The sequence below is a fragment of the Roseobacter sp. HKCC-CH-9208 genome (assembly GCF_037805125.1).
GTDB lineage: Bacteria > Pseudomonadota > Alphaproteobacteria > Rhodobacterales > Rhodobacteraceae > M30B80.
Window position 1 is genome coordinate 188,077 of record NZ_JBBLYK010000001.1, and the last position, 20,046, is coordinate 208,122.

The following is a 20,046-nucleotide window of genomic DNA, read 5'->3' on the forward strand; positions in this document are numbered from 1 at the left end:
TTTATTTGGCGTCACTCTTCGCCTTCATAGAGACTGATTGGTTGCGCGGGCATAATCGTGGAGATCGCATGCTTATAGACAAGCTGCGACTGGCCATCGCGGCGCAGAAGCACGCAGAAATTATCAAACCAAGTGACGACGCCTTGCAGCTTCACCCCGTTAATCAAGAAAATTGTCACAGGCACTTTTGCCTTGCGCACATGGTTCAGGAAAGACTCCTGCAAGTTTGTTTTCGTGTCGGCCATTTTAGTTTCGCCTTATCGTTGTTCTGTTTGGTTGGCTCCAAACACTTACAGATTGCGTGAAGTATGAAGATAATTTTGGGAAAATTAAACCCCGATTTCAAACTGCCAAAATAAAACGTGAAAAAATATATATTAACCGCGCCAGAACCCGGGCGAGATCAATGCGACCAGCACCAATGTCTCCATCCGCCCCACAATCATCGCAAAGGCCAATAACATTTTGGCAAGGTCATTCAGACCCGTAAAGCTGATCGCCGTCCCCCCCCCAACAGCGGCCAAAGGCCCTGTGGTGGTGAGCGCAGAGATGGTCAAAATCATGGCTGTCTCAAAATCGAGGCCCGTGGCCGCCAAAAGACACATGAACAACGCCATGGAGAGGGTCAAAAGCATGAAAAACACCCATGCGATATAGGCCCCCTCACGGCGGATACGCCGCCCCAAGCGGCCTGCACCCGCGACCGAATGCGGGTGGATCAGTTTCTCGACCTCTCGCAACCCGTGCTTATAGAGCGCGTAAACCCGCAGCAACTTCACCCCGCCCGCCGTGGTCGCAACCCCACCCCCCATCAGGGCCAGACCGATCAACACCATGCCCGGCGCATCAATGCCAGACCATTGGCTTGCAGCATCCCAGCCTTGGCTGACAAAGCCCGTTGTGGTCAGGAAAGAGGCCACGGTGAATATGCCCCCCCATAGGGATGCTACCGCATCTGAAAACCGCGCTGTTTCCGTCTCAACGGCACCAAACCAATGGCGCAGGAACAACAGCGCAGGCACGATCACAATCGCGGCTAAGGCCAAACGCACTTCGCGATCTTTTAACATGCGGCGCGGGTATTCGCGGTTCAACGCATGGGTAAAGCTGCGGCGTGACAGGGCGAAGATAAAAAAGATCAAAACCATCGTCTCGGCCCCAACAGAGCCGATTTGACCATTCAAACTGATCCCCGATGTGGACAAGGTTGACATTGCATGGATCAGCGCGGACAAGCTTTCCGACCCTGTGATCATCAGCAAAACCCACAAGATAATCGTCAAGGCGATATAGGTCGGGGCCAAGCGGCGTGCGTGTTTGACAAGGCGCTGCTCTGGCGTAGCCGCGCGCATCTGCCCTGCTGATCGGGTCTGAAGCCCCTGCACCTGCGCCTCGGATGTCACCTCATAGCCGCCCAAATTCAGCGGTGCCAAAATCGCAATCGCAGAGAGCCAGATTAAGAAACCGCCAAACCACGCCACAGTCGCGCGCCACATCACCAACGGGTCGCTGAGGCGTTCTGCATTAAAGAAACTGGCGCCTGTCGTAGTTAGGCTCGAAACCATATCGACATAGCAGGTGAAAAATCGGGCATCCTTCATGGAGGCATCCATGGGAAAGGCCAAGATCAGCGGCAAAAGCAGATAGGCCAAAAGCAAGGTGATCAACTGTGTCCACCCCGTTTGCACCCGCGCAGAACTGGTGGTTACAAACCCAAGAAGCATTGCCAAGATGAAGAATAAAATCGCGCTGTAAAAGAAGACGCGGCTTGTTGGCATATCGTCTTGCCCCAAAGCCACGATTGAGGGCAATAACATCGCCCCTGCCGAAATCCCGATGAGGATCACGAAAAGCGGCAGTTTAGCGATGCTTTGACCAATGCTCATACTGACTTCACGGGCTGACTAGACGGGCGGGCCGCAGCGGCGGCTGCTTAGAAGAAATCGACCGAGACTTGCAACAGGGCCTCGACCGCAGGCACATCTTTCGACAAGGCGAACATCACGATAATATCGCCCTCATCCAAACGGGTCGAGCCTGCAGGGCGGACCACATCCCCCGCTTTCAGCAGCGCCCCAACCAAAACGCCCTCGGGGAATTCGATATCGCGGATTTGCTTACCCGCAAGCGGCGAGGTTGACATCACTTCGGCCTCGATGATCTCGGCCTCAGCATCGCCAATTGAATAGACCCCTTGCACACGGCCATGGCGGATATGGCGCAGGATGCTCGACACTGTGGTTGCACGCGGGTTGACATAGGCATCAATGTCCAATGGCCCCATCATCGGCACCATAGTAGGATCATTCACAAGCGCAATCGCCATCCCTGCCCCTTCGGCCTTGGCGCGCACAGAGGCGAGAAGGTTGGTTTTATCGTCATCTGTGACGCAAAGAACGGCGTCTGATTTATCAATCCCCGCCTCGCGCAGGATTTCTATATCCATGCCATCGCCATAAAGCACGATGGAGCGTTCCAACGCATCTGCCGCCCGTTCAGCGCGGGCGCGATTGGCCTCAATCAGACGCACGCGGGGACGATGTGCAGCACTTTCCAATTTGCGCGCGACAGCAAGACCCACATTGCCCCCGCCAATGATCACAACACGCTCTTGGCGCGATTGCGTTTTGCCAAAAATCTCAAGGGTTCGCGCCGCATCATCCGTATGGGTGAAGACGTAAATCTGATCCCCTGCAAAAAGCTGATCGCGAGGTTCGGGGGCGAAGAGGGTGCCGTCACGGCGCACCCCAACGACCATCGCGCGCAAGGTCGAGAACAATTCCGTCAACTGGCGCAACGGGGTTTCCAAGACGGGGCTGTCATCCTCAAGCTGAATGCCAAGCAGCTGCACTTTACCGCTGAGGTATACCTCGGACTCAAAACTTGCGGGTTGTGACAAGCGGCGCAATGCGGCCTCGGCCACCTCGCGTTCGGGGGAAATTACAACATCAATGGGCAGGTGATCCCTACGATAGAGATCGGAATAATCCGCCTTTAGGTAGGATTGCGCGCGCAATCGCGCGATTTTGCGCGGAACCCCAAAGACCGAGTGCGCCACTTGACAGGTGACCATGTTCACCTCGTCAGAATAGGTAGCTGCGATAACCATATCAGCATCGCGCGCGCCTGCGCGCTCTAGCACATCGGGGTGGCTGGCGAACCCCGTGAGGCCCTGCACATCCAGCGTATCGGTCGCACGGCGCACCAATTCGGGGTTATTATCCACCACCGTTACATCGTTGCTTTCGCCTGAAAGGTGTCGCGCAATTTGCCAACCCACTTGGCCCGCGCCACAAATGATGACTTTCATCTTTCCCGTATCCTTACGCGATAACGTTCAGTGCGCCTTCAAGAGGATTAGGATTGGCAGAAACCCAGCACGGGGTCAATTGCCAATACCCACCCGCATAATCGTGGCTTACTCCACCTCTTCGCCTGCTTGTGTCTTGCCAGATGTCACCACGCCGAGCGATTTCAGCTTGCGGTGCAGCGCGCTGCGCTCCATCCCGACAAAGCCCGCAGTTCGGCTGATATTGCCGCCAAAGCGGTTGATCTGGGCCATCAGATATTGCCGTTCGAACAATTCACGCGCCTCTCGCAAGGGCAGCATGGTCAAACCCGGTGAGAGGCTGGCCTCACTGGTGCCTGATTTTCCTTCATCGCTCATAGGAAGATCATCCAAGCTGATCGGGCCTGTCCCTTCGCCCAAGATCAAGACGCGCTCGATCAAGTTGCGCAATTGGCGCACATTGCCTGGCCAGCGCATGGTTTGCAAAGTTGCCATCGCATCATCGGCAATTTTGCGCAAAGCCAGACCTTGCTCGCGGTGGAACATCTCGATGAAATATTCAGCCAAGACGGGAATATCTTCGCTGCGAGCTTCAAGGCTTGGCACCTCAATCGGCACAACATTGAGGCGATGATACAGCTCCTCGCGGAAGCGACCTTCGGAAATTTCGTTTGGCAGATGTTTTGTGGTCGAGGAAATCACCCGCAAATCCACATGCACCTTTGAAGCACCGCCAACGCGGGTAAAGGCCTGATCAACCAAAACTCGCAAGATTTTCGACTGCGTGCCAAGGGGCATATCCGCAACTTCATCAAGCAGCAAAACACCACCATTTGCCTGCTCAAGTAACCCCTGCTCAACCCCGCGTTCAGGGCTTTCGCGGCCAAATAGCACCACCTCCATCTGATCAGGTGCAATCGCGGCACAGGCCACAGTGACAAAAGGCCCGTCCGAACGGTTGGAATGCGCATGAATATAGCGCGCGGCCATCTCCTTGCCGCTGCCTGCAGGGCCTGTCAGCATCACGCGACCATTGGATTTCGTGACCTTATCCAATTGTGATTTGAGATTGCGAAAGGTGGCAGATTGCCCGAGCATTTCGCCAACCCGCGTCTCGCCACGTTTCAGTGCCGAATTCTCGCGGCGCAGTTTGGACGTTTCCATAGCGCGGCGAATGACCACCAATAGCTGATCAATGTTAAAGGGCTTTTCAATGAAATCATAAGCCCCCTGTTTAATCGCAGCCACCGCGATTTCGATATTGCCATGACCAGAAATGATGACCACGGGCACTTCAGGCATATCGCGCTTGACCGTTTTGAGGATATCAATCCCATCCATATGGCTGTCTTTCAGCCAAATATCGAGGATGATCAGCGCGGGCAGCTCTTGCTGCAATTGCGCCATGCATTCATCGGAATTTCCCGCCATGCGCGTGGAAAACCCCTCATCCTGCAGAATGTCGCAAACCAATTCGCGAATATCACGCTCATCATCGACAACAAGTATATCAGCCATGAATACCCCTCATTTAGCCAATCATTAACGGCAGGTGGATCACCGCCTGCGCTCCTTGATGCGCGCCATCCCCAAATGGCGGCGCATCTCTCAATTCTAGGCTTGCGCCATGTTCTTCGATTATTTTTTTCACAATTGGCAGGCCAAGCCCCGTCCCCTTTTCACGGGTGGTGACGTAGGGTTCGAAGAGGCGCGCGCGGTCTTCGGGCAGGCCAATTCCATTGTCGCTGATTGTGATTTTTAGCACGGGCTGCGCGGCACCAGTTTCAATCGCCAAAGCCACACGAACCTCGCCGTGATGGGGCGTTTGTGGATGTTTCTCGCGATATGTTTCGATAGCCTCGCCCGCGTTTTTGATCAAATTGGTAAACGCTTGCCCAATCATGGTTGCGTCAATCTCGGCCCAAATCTCGCCTTCGGGCTTTGTGAGGGTGATCTCAACCTCAGGCTGACCTGCGCGTTGAAGGGTCACAACCCCCTCCAACAGTTTGGCGATATCCTCACGGCGGCGGCTTGGTTCAGGCATACGCGCAAAGCGCGAGAACTCATCCACAATATGGGCCAGATCATTGGTCTGGCGCACGATCACATCGGTCAACTCTTTCAGGCTTTGACCGTCTTCTTCGGGCAAAATCTTAGTAAATTTTCGGGCCGCACGTTCCGCTGACAAACGAATAGGGGTGAGTGGATTTTTGATCTCATGTGCAATGCGCCGCGCGACATCGCCCCATGCGGCCATGCGCTGTGCCGCGACCAAATCGCTGACATCATCAAACGCAACCACATATCCCTCAATCGCGCCATCACTGCGTCCCCGCACCGCGATGCGCACCAAAAGCGTCTCTTGCGCCCCATTACGGGTGAGGCGCAATTCCTCTTGCAACGTATCGCTGCCCCGTTCCCGCAAGCGCGAGGGCAGATCAGCAAATTCAGGCACAAGCGCCGCCAAGGCACCGTGATGGTGCAATTCATCTTCAGACAGGCTCAAAAGCCGCTGCGCAGAGCGGTTGATAAACTCAACATCGCCCTCTGCTGTGACACCAATCACGCCAGCCGTAACCGACCCAAGCACACTATCAAAGAGGCGTCTTTGCCCCTCGGTTCTATCATTTTGTTCAACCAAGCGATCGCGCTGCGCCTTCAGTTGCAAGGTCATCTGGTTAAACACGCGGCCAAGCGTTGCGATTTCATCGCCGCTTTTTTCCTCAGGCACGCGCGCCTCAAGATCACCTTCACCGATCCGTTCGGCGGCGGCGGCCAAACGCCCCACAGGACGCGACAGACGTTCGGCAAACCACAGCCCCAACCAAATGGCCGCCATGATCACAATCAGCGCAAAGCCAATATAGAGCAGGCCAAATTCGAATAACACGCGCCCGCGCTCATTTTCCAATTGTCTGTAAAGCTGCACAGTTTGTTGGGTTTCATCAAGCAGTGACATAATCTGCCCGTCCACCTCACGGCTGACATAGAGATAGCGTTCAAGATATTGCGAGAGCTTCAGCAGGGCGCGAAACTCGTTTTGGGCGCGATCTTCGATCAACACCACCTCACCCTCAGCCGCACGGATAAGATCAGGGTCACTGGGTTGATCATAATCAAATAAATACGAGCGCTCCCCGCGCGCGCGAATTTCGCCTGTTGCACTGATCACATAAGCCTCACGCAGACCACGTTGGATAAGGCCCTGCCCTTGCCCCAAAAGGCGGCGAAGGTCGCCATCGGTGGCAGCCCCGTCATTGCGGGCGGCATTGTCCAAAAAGGCCGCAAGGGCGCGCACATCCTCGTCTAAATCCGTGCGATGTTCTTGTTGATAAGCAATGGCCGCATCCACCGAATTGCCAAGCGCGCCTGAAACGCGGGTCGAAAACCATCCTTCAAGTCCCATGTTCAAAGTAATGGTTGCAAAGACCGCGACCAAAATGGTCGGCAAAAGTGCAACAATCGCAAAGACACCTGTCAGGCGCATATGCAATCGCGATCCTTGCGAGCGGCTGCGCCGTGCTGCGATCATCCGCACCACTTGGCGCGCTACGAGCGCGGCAATTACAAGAATGTAGACCAAATCCGCCAACAAGATCAGGCGCAAGGCAGGCGAAGAGGCTAAATCGCCAAGCGGGCCAAGCACCAAAAAGGTCAAAAGTGCCAATACAGGCCCGAGCGTTACAAGCCCCAATGTGCCCGCATTGCGCAAGCGTTTGGTGCTTTGTAACAGGATCAATCGGCGCCAAGCCGATATCGCCTTATCATTTGATGGCTTTGCCACCTGCCCCGCCTGTCTTTTACGCGGCCCGCAAAAGCGGCCACGAATTTCGCCTGACGCGCGCCATATGTCGCCCATATGTCACGCCCTGTGGCGGGTTTACATCAATTTGCGCCGCCGTGTCACGCGGATATCGAGATCAGAGACTTTCTTTCTGAGGGTATTTCGATTGATCCCGAGCAAATCGGCGCATTTCGCCTGATTGCCGCCCGTGGCATCAAGCGCGATTTCCAAAAGGGGCGTTTCAACTTCGCGCAGGATTCGTGCGTGCAAGCCAGGGGGCGGCAAAACACCGCCATGGAGATCAAAATAACGCCGCAAATGCTTGGCCACAGAGGCGGATAAACGATCCCCATCGCCGCCGCCCGTTAATGGCTCCATCGCGGGCTGATTGCCAAGCACAATTTGCAATTCGGCACGCGCGATTTCTTCGCCCTGCCCTGTGACCACCAAACGGCGAATGGTGTTCTCCAATTGCCGCACATTTCCCGGCCATGAATAGGCGCGCATCAATTCAACCGCATCATCGGACAAGCGGCGCAAGGGCATGCCATCGCGTTCAGCGCGGATCAAGAAATGCTCTGCCAAAAGCGCAATATCATCCACCCTTTCGCGCAAGGAGGGCACAGAAATCGACACGCCCCCAAGGCGGTAGAATAAATCTTGGCGAAAATCGCCTGCATCCATTTTTTCGGACAGATCGCGCTGGCTTGTGGCCATTACACGGGCATCATTGTCACGCATCGTGTCAAGCAGACGCACGATACGGGCCTGCGCCTCATCGCTGAGATCAGACACCTCATCAAAGAGGATCGAGCCGCCCTTGGCCCGCGCAAGCAGCGTGGAGGGGCCATCGACCCCCTCAAGATCATCGGCGCTTGCCACAACAAAAGGCAGCGTGCGGCGGTCTGAGAAATCATGGATCGCCCGCGCAATCAGGCTTTTGCCCGTGCCGCTTTCGCCAGAAATCAGAACGGGCAGATCGGTGTTCATCACCCGCGCAACCAATCGATAGAGCGCCTGCATCGCAGCCGTGCGTCCCACAAGCGGCAGATCATGTTGCGCGACAGTGGCGCGCGCCTCACCATCGGCGCCACCATCCCGCGCAGGCGGCGCAACAGCCGCCCGCCGCTTTTGATCCAGCGCGCGGGCCGCGCGTTTCATCAAATCTGGCAAGTCAAAGGGTTTCGGCAAATAATCATAGGCATCTTTTTCGGTGGCTTGGATCGCCGTCATGATGGTATTTTGGGCCGATATGATGATCACCGGCAGGCCGGGGCGCGTTTCCGTGATCTTCGGCAATGTCTCAAGGCCATTGCCATCGGGCATGACCACATCAGAGATCACCAGATCGCCCTTGCCTTCTTCGACCCATCGCATCAGCGTCATCAAGCTAGACGTTGCGTGAACCTTGCACCCCGCCCGCGTCAACGCTTGCGTCAATACAGTGCGGATTGTGCGGTCATCATCTGCAACCAGAACGGTGCCATCCATCGTCTCAACTCCTACTCACACGCCGCGCGGCGCGATTGGCAAAGATATCCGAAACACAGTTCGGCCCGGCGCGCTGTCCAGCGCAATCCAGCCATCGTGGTCGGAAATGATTTTAGAAACCAAGGCAAGGCCAAGCCCCGTGCCATTTTCGCGCCCCGATACAAAGGGTTCAAAAATTTCGCTTTGACGCTCGGGCGCAATGCCTGGGCCATCGTCAATGATCTCGACCTGCAGGGGCATAGATGCGGCGCTGCCATCGCGTTTGCGCAATCGCAAGCCCGCCTCGTAAAAACTGCGGATGGTGATTGTGCCCCCTTCACGGCCCGCTTCGGCGGCGTTTCTCAAAAGGTTCAAGAACACCTGCAAAATCTGATCCGAGTCCACCCAAGTCGGCGGCAAAGACGGGTCATATTGATCCAAAATGCGCATATGCGCAGCAAACCCCACCGCCGCAGATTTGCGCGCGCGATCAAGAATGTCGTGGATATTAACCGCCTTACATTCAGGCGGGCGCAGATTTCCGAATTCTTCGACCTGCTCCAGCAGTTTTACGATACGCCGCGTTTCCTCTACAATGAGATCGGTCAGCTCACGGTCTTCGCCGCTGGCATTCATCGAAATCAACTGCGCCGCACCCGTGATACCCGCAAGCGGGTTTTTGATCTCATGGGCCAGCATCTCGGCCATACCAATGGCTGACCGCGCGGCGGATTTACTGACCAAGCCCCGATCAAGCCGCCCCGCCAATTCGCGGCTTTCAAGCAGCATCATCACCTGATCGCCCCCCTCGCTCACAGGGGCAAGCTGCACGTCACAAGATACTGGTTTTTTGGATCCTGTGCCAACATCCACACCGCCCACAAAAAGCGCGGATTGACCTTGACGCACGCGGGCCAAAGCCTCCTCCATCGGGGCATCCACAAAGACGCGATCCCAGACAGGGTTGCCTTTCAAACTGCGTTCGGATGCGTTCAGAAATGTCTCAGCCGCAGGATTGACCGATAGGATCAAATCGCCCCCGTCAATAATCAGCCCGGGGATCGGCAAGGATGACCAGATCATGTCGGATGTGACAGGGCTCATGCGGCGCAGCCCGTTTGTGCGTGTCCATCGGTTAGCGCCGCGCGCAGCAGGCGCAACACCTGTTCGGGGTCATCTGTGGTCAACACGGCACGGCGTGGTGCATCCCCAACACCAGCCGCATCCAGATACCAACCCAGATGCTTGCGGGCGACCTTTGCCCCCAGTGTTTTGCCGTAAAAGGACAGCATATCCTCGTAATGGCGCGCGATTATCTGAAAAAGAGCCGCACCTTTGGGGGTATTAGCGCGCGTCTGGCCCGATAGACCCGCCGCGATATCGCGTAGCACCCAAGGCCGCCCTTGCGCACCGCGCCCCACCATGACGCCATTTGCCCCTGATTGCGCCATCGCCCGCGTGGCGCTTCGCGCATCCACGATATCGCCATTGGCAATCAGCGGAATATCAACCACCTCACGAAAGGCGCGAATGGCCTGCCAATTTGCATGGCCTTTATATAACTGTGCGCGTGTGCGGCCATGCACGGTTAGCATGGCAATCCCCAAATCTTGGGCCATACGGGCGACCTGTGGTGCGTTTTCGCAGGCATCATCCCAACCAAGGCGCATCTTAAGGGTGACGGGAACATTAACTGCACATGTCACCGCCTCAAGCACGGCGCGGGCATGAGACAGATCGCGCAGCAAAGCCGCCCCACAGGCCCCTGCACCTGAGCCAGATGTGACCTTTTTCGCAGGGCAGCCCATATTGATATCAATGATTCTTGTCCCTTCGGCCTCTGCCATGCGGGCGGCCTCCCCCATCCAGTGGGGATCGCGGCCAACCAATTGAACGGCCGAGGCCGCAATGCCGAACCCAAGCTCGGCCTTCGCGCGGGCGGCGGGCTTAACATTGACCATATCTTGGCTTGCAACCATCTCTGAGACGACCAACCCCGCCCCGAAAGACGCAACCAATTTGCGATACGGCAAATCGGTGATCCCCGCCATCGGGGCCAGAAAGACGGGCGGGTCAAGGGTGATATCGCCAAGTTGGATGGGCATGTGCGCTGCGCTGCCTATTCTTTGTGCAGATGGGTTTGGCCTAATCTGCTTTGGGGCGGGAGATCAAAAGAAACGCGACCTTATACTGGGGCAATTTACACAAATGCACAATATTTAATCACCACGACCAAAAAATGTGCAGGACGCTGATCCGTATTGTGCGTCATAGGCTTAGCCCCTATCACCTGATCCATGGATAAATCTGGCCCATCCCACACCGCACACTCTTTGACGGCTGCACCGATCGTGGCGCTGGTTGTGGCCGCGGGTCGGGGCACGCGCGCAGGCAGCGGTTTGCCCAAACAATATCACAGTTTGGGGGGCGTCCCCGTTTTGCGCCGCGCCGTTCGGGCGCTCTGGGATGCTGCGGATTTCGCGCAAACCATCGTGGTTATTCACCCCGATGATGAGGCGCTCGCCCGTGAGGCGCTTGGCGCGGATGCCGCGCGACTTACATTCGCCCTCGGCGGGGCCACGCGCAGCGCCTCGGTGCAGGCGGGTTTGGCCGCTGTGAATGATAAAACAGCCCAAGTCTTGATCCATGATGCCGCGCGCCCCTTTGTGGCGGCCCGCATCGTGCAAGATGTGATTGCCGCGCTGCGCGAACCCGGCTGTTTTGCTGCCGCACCTGCCCTGCCCATGACCGATGCCCTGTGGCGCGCGGCCGAAGGCCACGTTTCACAAATTCAATCTCGAGATGGGTTGTTTCGCGCACAAACGCCACAAGCCTTTCATTATTCCACCATTTCACAGGCCTATGCCGCCGCAGGCGAAGACGCCGCGGATGATGTCGCCATTGCCCTTGCGCATGGCGTGAAAATTAAGGTGGTTGCGGGGGATGAACAAAATTTTAAACTGACCACAGCGGCGGATTTTATCCGCGCGGGCCATGTCATAGGGGCAAACGGCGCAATGGATATTCGGATTGGTAATGGCTTTGATGTTCATGCCTTTTGCGCGGGGGATCACGTGATCCTCTGCGGGGTGAAAATTCCACATGATCGCGCCCTCAAAGGGCATTCGGACGCGGATGTTGGGTTGCACACTGTAACAGATGCGATTTACGGGGCCTTGGCCGAAGGGGATATTGGCACCCATTTCCCGCCATCCGACCCGCAATGGAAAGGCGCGCCAAGCGACATTTTCCTCATTCATGCTGTCAAACTGGCAGCATCGCGTGGCTATGGGATCAGTAATGTTGATCTGACCTTCATGTGCGAGGCCCCAAAGATCGGGCCCGTCTCAACCGCGATGCGTGCGCGTTTGGCAGAATTGCTGAGTATCGACCAAGATCGCGTATCGGTCAAAGCCACAACAACCGAGAAACTGGGTTTTACAGGCCGCAAGGAAGGGATCGCCGCGATGGCCACAGTCACATTGGTGAAACCATGACATATTGGATTGCAACTGTTTTTGGCGTGGGTCGCCTGCGCCCTGCCCCTGGCACATGGGGCAGCTTGGCCGCGCTGCCGCTTGCATGGGCCTTGCATGAATTGGGCGGGTTTTGGCTGCTTGCCACGGCGACAATCGCCGTCTTTGCCCTTGGATCATGGGCCATTGAAATAGAAATCCGCAATGGCGCCGAAGATGACCCTTCGGAATTCGTGATTGACGAGGTTGCAGGGCAATGGATCGCGCTTTGGCCCGTCTCTTATGGGGCGATCTTCGCGGATATCTCTATCTTGGCGCTGTGGCCAGGCATTCTGACGGCCTTTATCGCGTTTCGTCTTTTCGACATATGGAAACCCGCCCCCGTGGCTTGGGCAGATGCAAAGCGCGGCGGGGTTTGGGTGATGATGGATGATGTGATTGCAGGCTGGCTTGCCGCGCTTGTGGTCGCAATTCTGGCCGCTATTGCACATCTATGGCTGATTTAAGCGCGGATATCATCCAGACGGCCCGCGACAAGGGGCTACGCATCGCCACTGCCGAAAGCTGCACGGGCGGGATGGTCAGTGCCGCGCTTACCGATATTGCTGGATCAAGCGCCGTATTTGAGCGCGGCTTTGTCACCTATTCCAATGAGGCCAAAATTGACCTTCTCGGTGTCTCGCCTGAGACGCTTGCGGCGTTTGGCGCGGTTTCAAACGAGGTGGCGCGTGAAATGGCCCTTGGGGCCAAAACCCGTGCGGGGGTCGATATGGCCGTGTCGATTACAGGCATCGCCGGGCCAGGGGGCAGCGCGCATAAACCTGAGGGCCGCGTTTGCTTTGGCCTTTCAAGCCCTGCGGGTGTGGCGCTTGAGCAAGTGGATTTTGGTGCGCTTGGACGCGCGAATGTGCGCATCGCCGCGCGCGATTACGCCTTGCGCCTGCTGCACCACGCCATTTCGCAAAACGATTAAAATTTAATCACAGCGTGCAATTTCCGCATTAATTTCGCGCCAATTTGAAGATTGACCAAGATTTCATCGCCCATTTCACAGCTTGCCTCTTTTTTCGTCAGATGAATCCCGCTTTGAGGCGGGCAAATGAAAAAAGAAGGGACGATGCAATGAATGCTGCCGATACAGCGTGGATCATAGTCGCCACAGCGTTGGTTCTATTCATGACCTTGCCAGGCTTGGCGCTATTCTATGGGGGGTTGGTGCGTGCGCGTAACGTGCTTAGCGTGTTTATGCATTGCTACGCAATCGCCTGTTTGATGTCGATTTTATGGCTCGCTTTTGGCTACTCCATCGCCTTTGGATCTGGCACCTCAGGATTTTGGGGCGGATTGGACAAGGCATTTCTCAACGGGGTCACCGCAGATAGCCTGTCTGGCAGCCTGCCGGAAATCCTGTTTTTTGCGTTCCAAATGACCTTTGCCATTATCACGCCCGCCTTAATTGTGGGCGCCTATGTGGAACGTGTTGGATTTGGCTTTGTGCTTTTGTTTTCTGCGCTTTGGATGCTGATCGTTTATGCGCCTGTCGTGCATTGGATCTGGGGCGGCGGCATGATGTCGGATGGTGGCATCTTTGGCGAGGCAGGCGTGCGCGATTTCGCGGGCGGGATTGTCGTGCATGAAACCGCAGGCCTTGCGGCTTTGGTGATCGCAATTTTCTTGGGCGCACGGAAAAATCAAACCACGCCCCCCCATAATCCGGGCTTTGTGATGATCGGGGCCGCGATGCTGTGGGTGGGTTGGTTCGGCTTTAACGGCGGCAGTCAGCTAGCGGCGGATGGCGGCGCGGCAATGGCGCTGACGGTGACGCATATTTCTGCCGCAGCAGCCTCGCTCAGCTGGGGGCTCTGGGAGCGCGTGAAATACGGCAAGACCTCGCTTGTGGGTGTCGTCACGGGCACGATTGCAGGTTTGGCCTCCATCACCCCTGCCTCTGGCTTTGTTGGGCCTGTGGCGGCGCTGATCATCGGGACAATTGCTGGCGTTCTTTGCCAAGAGGCGGTGAATTTGATCCGCAACAAGGTCAAGATTGACGACACATTGGATGTCTTCGCTGTGCATGGTGTGGGCGGGATTTTCGGCACCATCATGATCGCCGTCTTTGGACAGGGTGCATGGGTGGCGCAGCTTGGTGCCTTGGCGGTGGTGGGCGCGTACACCATCGTCTTGACCGTGGCCCTTGTAAAACTGGTTGGCATGATCACGCCGCTGCGCGTGGATGCAGAGACCGAAGTTAATGGCCTTGATCTCAGCGTCCATGGCGAACGCGCCTATGATATGAGCAGCTAAATCAGGGGTTTACCTGACGACATAAAAGCGGGCTGTCAGGCCCGCTTTTTATTTTTTCCCATATAACGCCTCTGCGCGGGCCTCAAAGGCGCGCACAATCCGCGTCATCGCCTCGTGGAAAAACATGCCTGCCGCTCCTTGCAGCAGGCGATTTTTGAATTCGAAATCCACATCAAAGCTGACCTCACACCCGCCCTCGGACAAATCGCGCATGCGCCAATTGGAAATCATGTGGTGAAAAGGCCCATCAATATAGGCGGTTTCAATCCGCATTTCTGCATCGAACAGGCGCACGCGGCTGCCAAATTTTTCGCGGAACATCTTAAAACCCACGATTAAATCCGCCAACATTTCGCGATGGTCGCCCTGATCTGTCACACTGCGCACGCGTGCGGCCACGGCCCAAGGGATGAATTCAGGATAGCGCGCCACATTCGCCACAAGATCATAGATCTCATGGGCGCGATAGGGCAGCGTGCGCGTCTCGGAATGGGAGGGCATAGACAGCCTTTCATCTTTCTTTGCACCTTGTGATGTCTTAGATATGGCGGCGGAATTCAAGGTAATAAGCGCAAGAAAATGACAGATCGCCCCTATGAAATTGACGTTTTAATCTCGGCCAAGGCCATTGCCGCGCGGATCGAGGAACTGGCACGCGAGATTGAAGCGCGATTTGAGGATACCGATAAACTGGTGGTTGTGGGGCTTTTGCGCGGATCTTTTATGTTTATTGCGGATCTGTTGCGCGAATTGAACTTGCCTGTTGAAGTCGATTTCTTAGAGGCGTCTTCCTACGGGAATGAAATGACCTCCTCACGGGAGGTGCGAATTCTCAAGGATTTACGCGGCGAAATCGGGGGGCGCGATGTGTTGGTTGTCGAGGATATCGTGGATACGGGGTTTACCCTGAGCCATGTTCTGTCGCTGTTAAAATCGCGCGATCCGAAGCGGTTGGAAACCATCGCACTTTTGGATAAACCCGTGCGCCGCGAGGTGGACATCAGCGCCACATGGACGGGGTTCGAAATTCCCGATCATTTTGTAGTGGGCTATGGCATTGACTACGCGCAACGAAATCGCAATTTGCCCTATATCGGCGCCGTGCGCTTCACCTAAGCCAATTGCAGCCAAGGCGATCTGCCCCCATATGACAGGGGCGCATCCCCCCCTCACCCCAGACGAATTGACATGGTCAAAGGATGAGATCGCAGCCTATCTCAATGATGGCTTCACCCCAAGCTTTGACAGCGCAGGCGGTCATATGGTCAATGTGATCCGAAACATGGCCATGCTGCAGCCCGATGATCGGGCCGCAATTGCGCAATATCTCAAAGAATTGCCTTAAGCGCCTAATTTTGCCAAACGCGCCGCTTTGAGGCGGGCAAAATCATCGCCCGCATGATAGCTAGACCGCGTCAAAGGCGTGGCCGAAACCATCAAGAACCCTTTGCCAAAGGCCGCCTTTTCATAGGCCTTGAATTCCTCTGGCGTCACAAAACGATCCACCGCGTGATGTTTCGGGGTTGGCTGCAGATATTGGCCAATGGTCAAAAAGTCGATATCGGCGGCCCGCATGTCATCCATCACCTGCAACACGGCTTGGCGGTCTTCCCCAAGGCCAACCATGATACCAGATTTGGTGAACATGGTCGGATCCATCTCCTTGACCCGCTGCAGCAGGCGCAGGCTATGGAAATAGCGCGCGCCAGGGCGCACCTCAGGGTAAAGACCCGGCACAGTTTCGAGGTTATGATTGAACACATCGGGCTTTGCACGCACCACGATTTCCAAAACACTTGGGTCGCATTTCAAAAAATCGGGGGTCAGGATCTCGATGGTCGTGTCGGGGGATTGACGGCGAATAGCGCGAATGGTCTGGGCAAAATGTTCTGCCCCACCATCCTCAATGTCATCGCGATCCACCGAAGTGATGACAACGTGGTTCAGGCCAAGTTTCTTAACCGCATCGGCCACGCGGCCCGGTTCGAAGACATCCAAGGCCTCGGGCGGCTTACCGGTTGCGATATTGCAGAACGTGCAGGCACGGGTGCAAACCTCGCCCATAATCATCATCGTGGCGTGACCTTGGCTCCAACATTCGCCGACATTGGGGCATCCCGCCTCCTCGCAAACGGTGGTCAATTTATGCTCGCGCATGATTTTATGCGTGGCCTTATAGCCTTCCCCAACGGGGGCCTTCACCCGAATCCAAGAGGGTTTTTTCGGCTGTGCCTGATCGGGGCGATGCGCCTTTTCTGGATGGCGTTGCTCGGGCAATTTAAGGTCGCGCATGGGTCTGGCTCCGTGACGTTGCGGGGGTAATTTAATCCCTTTGCTACACGATTGTAACCCCGCAGATCACATTGCCTCAGTCAATCATAGCGGGCACCAAGCCGTGATGGGTTTGATAAAATTCCAAAAGGCGTCGCAGCCCAATTTTCAGAACAACCTTTCCCGACCGCGCCGACCATCCCAAACGGCGCTCGGCCGATTCCATCCCCTCAAGGAAACAGCAGACCCGCATCACCACATCAGACAGACCCGGCCCTAAATGTTCCATGGCATCCAAGACACGTTTGCGCGCGGCGGCTGGCCCTTCGCCGATCCCACCATCGCCAAACACGCCGCGATCTGCCGAGGTCAAAAACCAATCCCAATTTTGCGCCACGCGCGGCCCCATTTGAGCGCGCTCAAAATCTTCGCGCAGGCGTTCAGCAGCCTGCACCAAAGGCGCGCTCAGAAACGGCTTGCCATCGGCGTCCTTGCGCCGAGCCAAGCCTGACAGGGGGGAACCGTTAAGGTTAACGCGCATCTGCACATGGCTGCCATTGGCAAAATTTTCGCGCTTGATGCCATAATCAGCATGCTGCGCGGCAAAGACATTTGGCCCCTGCCCCAAATCCCCATCCGATTTGCGGCGGCGGCGGTCTTCTTCGATCAGGCGTTTCAAGGCCAAGCGCCCCGTTGGCGTAATCCGATAGGAGGCCACCCGCCCCTTGCGCGTGGCGCATATCCAATCCTTCAGCACAAAAGATTGCGCGTGGCTGCGATCCATCACCGCCGTGCGGGTTTGCCCCCCTTCGAGGTTCGGGCGCAAAACAACCGCGCGATCCATATCTTGAGCCACAACCAAAAACGCGTCTTTCTCGCAAAGACGGCGCAAGATACGCCGCGCCTCGCTATCGCTATTAGAGGAAGATTTTAGCGCCTGCTTTGGCGCATGAGCATTCGGAATTGAGGGCATGGGAACAACATCCTTGGGAGGGAGGGGGTCATCGAGATCAGCCAAAGCCTGATCTAAAAGTGGATCATCACGGGCATCTTCGATTTGGCGCACATGGCGCAATATCGTGCTGGGATGGCTGTGATAGGCCGCGGCGATTTTGGTGAAGGTCAGCCCGTAATTAACGTGGCAAATGTAGTGCTGCACTGGGTCAGAAAACTCCGTCAGCCGATCTGGGTCGGGAAGATCAATCTGATAGGTCAGATCATCATCAGTCATGGACGGAGCCCCCCAGATAAAACAACCATAGCGGTTAAGTTGTTTAAGATTTCCCGCAAAGGGTTACTGAAGGGTTAATTTTTGCGAATATGGGGAAAACTCTTTAAATTTCGTAAAGAAAAACGGGCCGCGCGCGCTGTGCGCGGAATTATGCAAGCCTTTGATATGCGAGTGCATTCTTTGGGTGGTAAATCTTTATCAGAGAAAGACCTCTCCCCATGGCTGATTTGATGACCACCCTTCAAGATATGCGCCGCCCGCCTTCTCTTGTGCGTGCGGCGCGCTTTGCCGCCGCAGGTCAAAAACCCTTGCGCCAATCAAGCCAAGATCTCTTATCACGCGAAGAAGCCCTCAATACTGCGCGCTTGAGCGGGGCTGCCCATTATTCACCCACCCAACATATCATGACCCTTGCCGCGCTGATCCAACTGGCTGAGCGCAAAAACACAGATGCGACTGTCGCAAAAGAAAACCGCCCCAAGCTTGTGGCATGGGGCGGCGAAAGATCCAGTGACCTAGACGCTCAGATAAAGGCGTCTGGCATCTCAGATTTGCGTTGCGCTATATAGGCCTTGAGGGCCTCATCAACCGCAGGGTCTAGCGCGGGCTGGACATATTCAGACAGCATTTTGTCCACCCGCGCAGCCGCCAAGGCCACGCTGTCACGGCTGCCCTCATCAACCCATGTTTCATAGGGCTTGTAATCAAGCACATTGGTTTTCCAGAAGGCGGTTTTGAAATTCGCCTGTGTATGCGCACAGCCCAAGAAATGCCCGCCCGGGCCAACCTCGCGCAACGCATCCATCGCTTGGGCATTCTCGTCAATCGGCACACCCGCCGCCAAATGGTGCAACACGCCAAGCTGATCCGCATCAAGCACGAATTTCTCAGGGCTTGCGGCCAAGCCACCCTCAAGCCAACCGCAAGCATGCAGCATGAAATTCACGCCAGACAGCAAACCCATATTCAGCGAATTTGATGTCTCATAGGCTGCCTGCGCATCGGGCAATTTCGAGCCGTTAAACGACCCTGCCGAGCGGTAAGGCAGGTTCAAGCGGCGCGCCAATTGCCCTGCACCATAGGTGATTTGCGCAGCTTCTGGCGTGCCAAATGTCGGTGCGCCTGAATTCATATCAATCGATGTCACAAAGGTCCCGAATATCACAGGCGCGCCTTTGCGGATCATTTGGCTATAGGCGACAGCCACCATCACCTCGGCCAACACTTGGGTCAGCGTACCCATAACCGAAACAGGCGCCATCGCGCCCCCCACGATAAAGGGCGAGACGATGCAAGCCTGATTATTCGCGGCATAAACCTCCAATGCGCCCATCATGGTTGCATCGAAAGTCAGCGGGGAATTGATATTGATCAGCGATGTCATGACCGCGTTATTGGTCGCGAAGTCTTCGCCGAACAGAATTTTGCACATATCAACCGAGTCTTGCGCCCGCGATGGTTCGGTGACCGACCCCATAAAGGGCTTATCGCTCAGGCTCATATGCGCATAAAGCATATCAAAATGGCGCTTGTTGACGGGAATATCGGTAGGTTCGCACACTGTGCCACCCGAATGGTGCAGCCATTTCGACATATAGCCCAGTTTCACGAATTTCTGAAAATCAGCCATAGTCGCATAACGGCGGCCGCCGACACTGTCCCAAACAAATGGAGGGCCATAAACAGGGGCAAGCACCAAAGATTTGCCGCCGATCTCAACACTGCGCTCTGGGTTACGGGCGTGTTGGACAAACGAGGACGGCGCGGTTTTAATCAGGCTGCGCAGCAGTCCCTTGGGAAAACGCACACGCTCGCCGTTGACATCGGCCCCCACATCTTTCCAACGCTTCAGCGCCTCGGGATTTTCCACGAAATTGACACCGATCTCTTCGAGAACAGTTTCCGCATTCGCCTCGATGATCTCTAGCGCCTCGTCCGAGAGGATTTCGAGATTGGGGATTTTGCGTTCGATATATTTCGCCGCTTCAAGTTTGGGTGCGCTGCGCTCCGCACGGCGGGCGGCTCCGCCACCCCCTCTGCCCCGACGTCGATCTGCTGCTGCTTCGCTCATGATTTTGCCCTCTCGAAGTGACATAAATTTCAATCCCGCAAAAATTGCGGGGCAGGTGTGTTGCCGCTTTTATCTTGCGAAACAATGAGGGCGATGGCGATTTGCGCCATTTGCGAGGGGAAAGCGACATTCGCGCTCTTGCGCGCGCGC

The 20,046-nt window shown here is 56.0% G+C and carries 19 protein-coding genes; 7 read left to right on the top strand and 12 right to left on the bottom strand.

Going from position 1 to position 20,046, the window contains the following annotated elements:
• Window positions 1-11: 11 nt before the first annotated feature.
• The 8 genes from hfq to dusB form a co-directional block, all read right to left on the bottom strand.
• The gene (gene hfq / locus AAC621_RS00960; RefSeq protein ID WP_340251278.1) at window positions 12-245 is read right to left on the bottom strand and encodes an RNA chaperone Hfq; all 234 of its coding nucleotides are present in this window, start codon (window positions 243-245) and stop codon (window positions 12-14) included.
• 132 nt (window positions 246-377) lie between these two features.
• On the bottom strand, window positions 378-1,886 hold the full coding sequence (locus tag AAC621_RS00965; protein WP_340251280.1) for a TrkH family potassium uptake protein: 1,509 nt from the start codon (window positions 1,884-1,886) through the stop codon (window positions 378-380).
• Window positions 1,887-1,933: 47 nt separating this feature from the next.
• Window positions 1,934-3,310, bottom strand: coding sequence for a Trk system potassium transporter TrkA (gene trkA, locus AAC621_RS00970; RefSeq protein ID WP_340251282.1), 1,377 nt, complete (start codon window positions 3,308-3,310; stop codon window positions 1,934-1,936).
• Between the two features lie 108 nt (window positions 3,311-3,418).
• Window positions 3,419-4,807 carry a nitrogen assimilation response regulator NtrX gene (ntrX, locus tag AAC621_RS00975; RefSeq protein ID WP_340251284.1) on the bottom strand — a complete coding sequence of 463 codons (1,389 nt, stop codon included), beginning with the start codon at window positions 4,805-4,807 and terminating at the stop codon, window positions 3,419-3,421.
• Window positions 4,808-4,820: 13 nt separating this feature from the next.
• The gene (locus AAC621_RS00980) at window positions 4,821-7,148 is read right to left on the bottom strand and encodes a sensor histidine kinase NtrY-like (protein WP_340251286.1); all 2,328 of its coding nucleotides are present in this window, start codon (window positions 7,146-7,148) and stop codon (window positions 4,821-4,823) included.
• 21 nt (window positions 7,149-7,169) lie between these two features.
• Window positions 7,170-8,564, bottom strand: coding sequence for a response regulator (locus AAC621_RS00985; RefSeq protein ID WP_340251288.1), 1,395 nt, complete (start codon window positions 8,562-8,564; stop codon window positions 7,170-7,172).
• Between the two features lie 15 nt (window positions 8,565-8,579).
• Window positions 8,580-9,647 carry a two-component system sensor histidine kinase NtrB gene (locus AAC621_RS00990; RefSeq protein WP_340251290.1) on the bottom strand — a complete coding sequence of 356 codons (1,068 nt, stop codon included), beginning with the start codon at window positions 9,645-9,647 and terminating at the stop codon, window positions 8,580-8,582.
• Entirely contained in the window at window positions 9,644-10,648 is a 1,005-nt protein-coding gene (dusB, locus tag AAC621_RS00995) for a tRNA dihydrouridine synthase DusB (protein WP_340251292.1), read from the bottom strand. Before dusB ends, AAC621_RS00990 begins: the two co-directional genes overlap by 4 nt.
• A 192-nt stretch (window positions 10,649-10,840) precedes the next feature.
• Here dusB and AAC621_RS01000 point away from each other — a divergent pair, with 192 nt between their 5' ends.
• From AAC621_RS01000 to AAC621_RS01015, 4 genes are all read left to right on the top strand, one after another.
• Window positions 10,841-12,040, top strand: a complete 1,200-nt coding sequence (locus AAC621_RS01000; RefSeq protein ID WP_340251296.1) for a bifunctional 2-C-methyl-D-erythritol 4-phosphate cytidylyltransferase/2-C-methyl-D-erythritol 2,4-cyclodiphosphate synthase — start codon at window positions 10,841-10,843, stop codon at window positions 12,038-12,040.
• Window positions 12,037-12,525: a phosphatidylglycerophosphatase A family protein gene (locus tag AAC621_RS01005; protein ID WP_340251299.1), complete on the top strand. Its 489-nt coding sequence runs from the start codon at window positions 12,037-12,039 to the stop codon at window positions 12,523-12,525. The genes AAC621_RS01000 and AAC621_RS01005 overlap by 4 nt, the downstream gene beginning before the upstream one ends.
• A complete protein-coding gene (locus AAC621_RS01010) occupies window positions 12,513-12,992 on the top strand; it encodes a CinA family protein (protein WP_340251301.1) in 480 nt (159 codons plus the stop codon). The genes AAC621_RS01005 and AAC621_RS01010 overlap by 13 nt, the downstream gene beginning before the upstream one ends.
• 149 nt (window positions 12,993-13,141) lie before the next feature.
• Complete coding sequence (locus tag AAC621_RS01015) at window positions 13,142-14,323, top strand: ammonium transporter (RefSeq protein ID WP_340251303.1); 1,182 nt, start codon at window positions 13,142-13,144, stop codon at window positions 14,321-14,323.
• 48 nt (window positions 14,324-14,371) lie between these two features.
• Here AAC621_RS01015 and AAC621_RS01020 read toward each other — a convergent pair whose 3' ends face one another.
• Entirely contained in the window at window positions 14,372-14,824 is a 453-nt protein-coding gene (locus AAC621_RS01020) for a type II toxin-antitoxin system RatA family toxin (protein WP_340251305.1), read from the bottom strand.
• A 78-nt stretch (window positions 14,825-14,902) separates the two neighbouring features.
• Here AAC621_RS01020 and hpt point away from each other — a divergent pair, with 78 nt between their 5' ends.
• Together hpt and AAC621_RS01030 are read left to right on the top strand one after the other, a co-directional pair.
• The gene (gene hpt / locus AAC621_RS01025) at window positions 14,903-15,439 is read left to right on the top strand and encodes a hypoxanthine phosphoribosyltransferase (protein WP_340251307.1); all 537 of its coding nucleotides are present in this window, start codon (window positions 14,903-14,905) and stop codon (window positions 15,437-15,439) included.
• Window positions 15,440-15,470: 31 nt separating this feature from the next.
• Window positions 15,471-15,668, top strand: coding sequence for a hypothetical protein (locus AAC621_RS01030; RefSeq protein WP_340251310.1), 198 nt, complete (start codon window positions 15,471-15,473; stop codon window positions 15,666-15,668).
• Here the strand turns inward: AAC621_RS01030 and lipA are convergent.
• Both lipA and AAC621_RS01040 read right to left on the bottom strand, forming a co-directional pair.
• On the bottom strand, window positions 15,665-16,615 hold the full coding sequence (lipA, locus tag AAC621_RS01035) for a lipoyl synthase (protein ID WP_317654603.1): 951 nt from the start codon (window positions 16,613-16,615) through the stop codon (window positions 15,665-15,667). The genes AAC621_RS01030 and lipA overlap by 4 nt on opposite strands.
• 76 nt (window positions 16,616-16,691) lie before the next feature.
• Window positions 16,692-17,825, bottom strand: a complete 1,134-nt coding sequence (locus AAC621_RS01040; RefSeq protein WP_340251312.1) for a DUF6456 domain-containing protein — start codon at window positions 17,823-17,825, stop codon at window positions 16,692-16,694.
• A 218-nt stretch (window positions 17,826-18,043) separates the two neighbouring features.
• On the opposite strand from AAC621_RS01040, the gene AAC621_RS01045 reads away from it, so the two are divergent.
• Window positions 18,044-18,394, top strand: a complete 351-nt coding sequence (locus AAC621_RS01045; protein WP_340251314.1) for a DUF6477 family protein — start codon at window positions 18,044-18,046, stop codon at window positions 18,392-18,394.
• On the opposite strand, the gene AAC621_RS01050 is transcribed toward AAC621_RS01045, so the two are convergent.
• The gene (locus AAC621_RS01050; protein ID WP_340251316.1) at window positions 18,349-19,896 is read right to left on the bottom strand and encodes a trimethylamine methyltransferase family protein; all 1,548 of its coding nucleotides are present in this window, start codon (window positions 19,894-19,896) and stop codon (window positions 18,349-18,351) included. The two genes, AAC621_RS01045 and AAC621_RS01050, sit on opposite strands and share 46 nt — an antisense overlap.
• Between the last annotated feature and the right edge of the window lie 150 nt (window positions 19,897-20,046).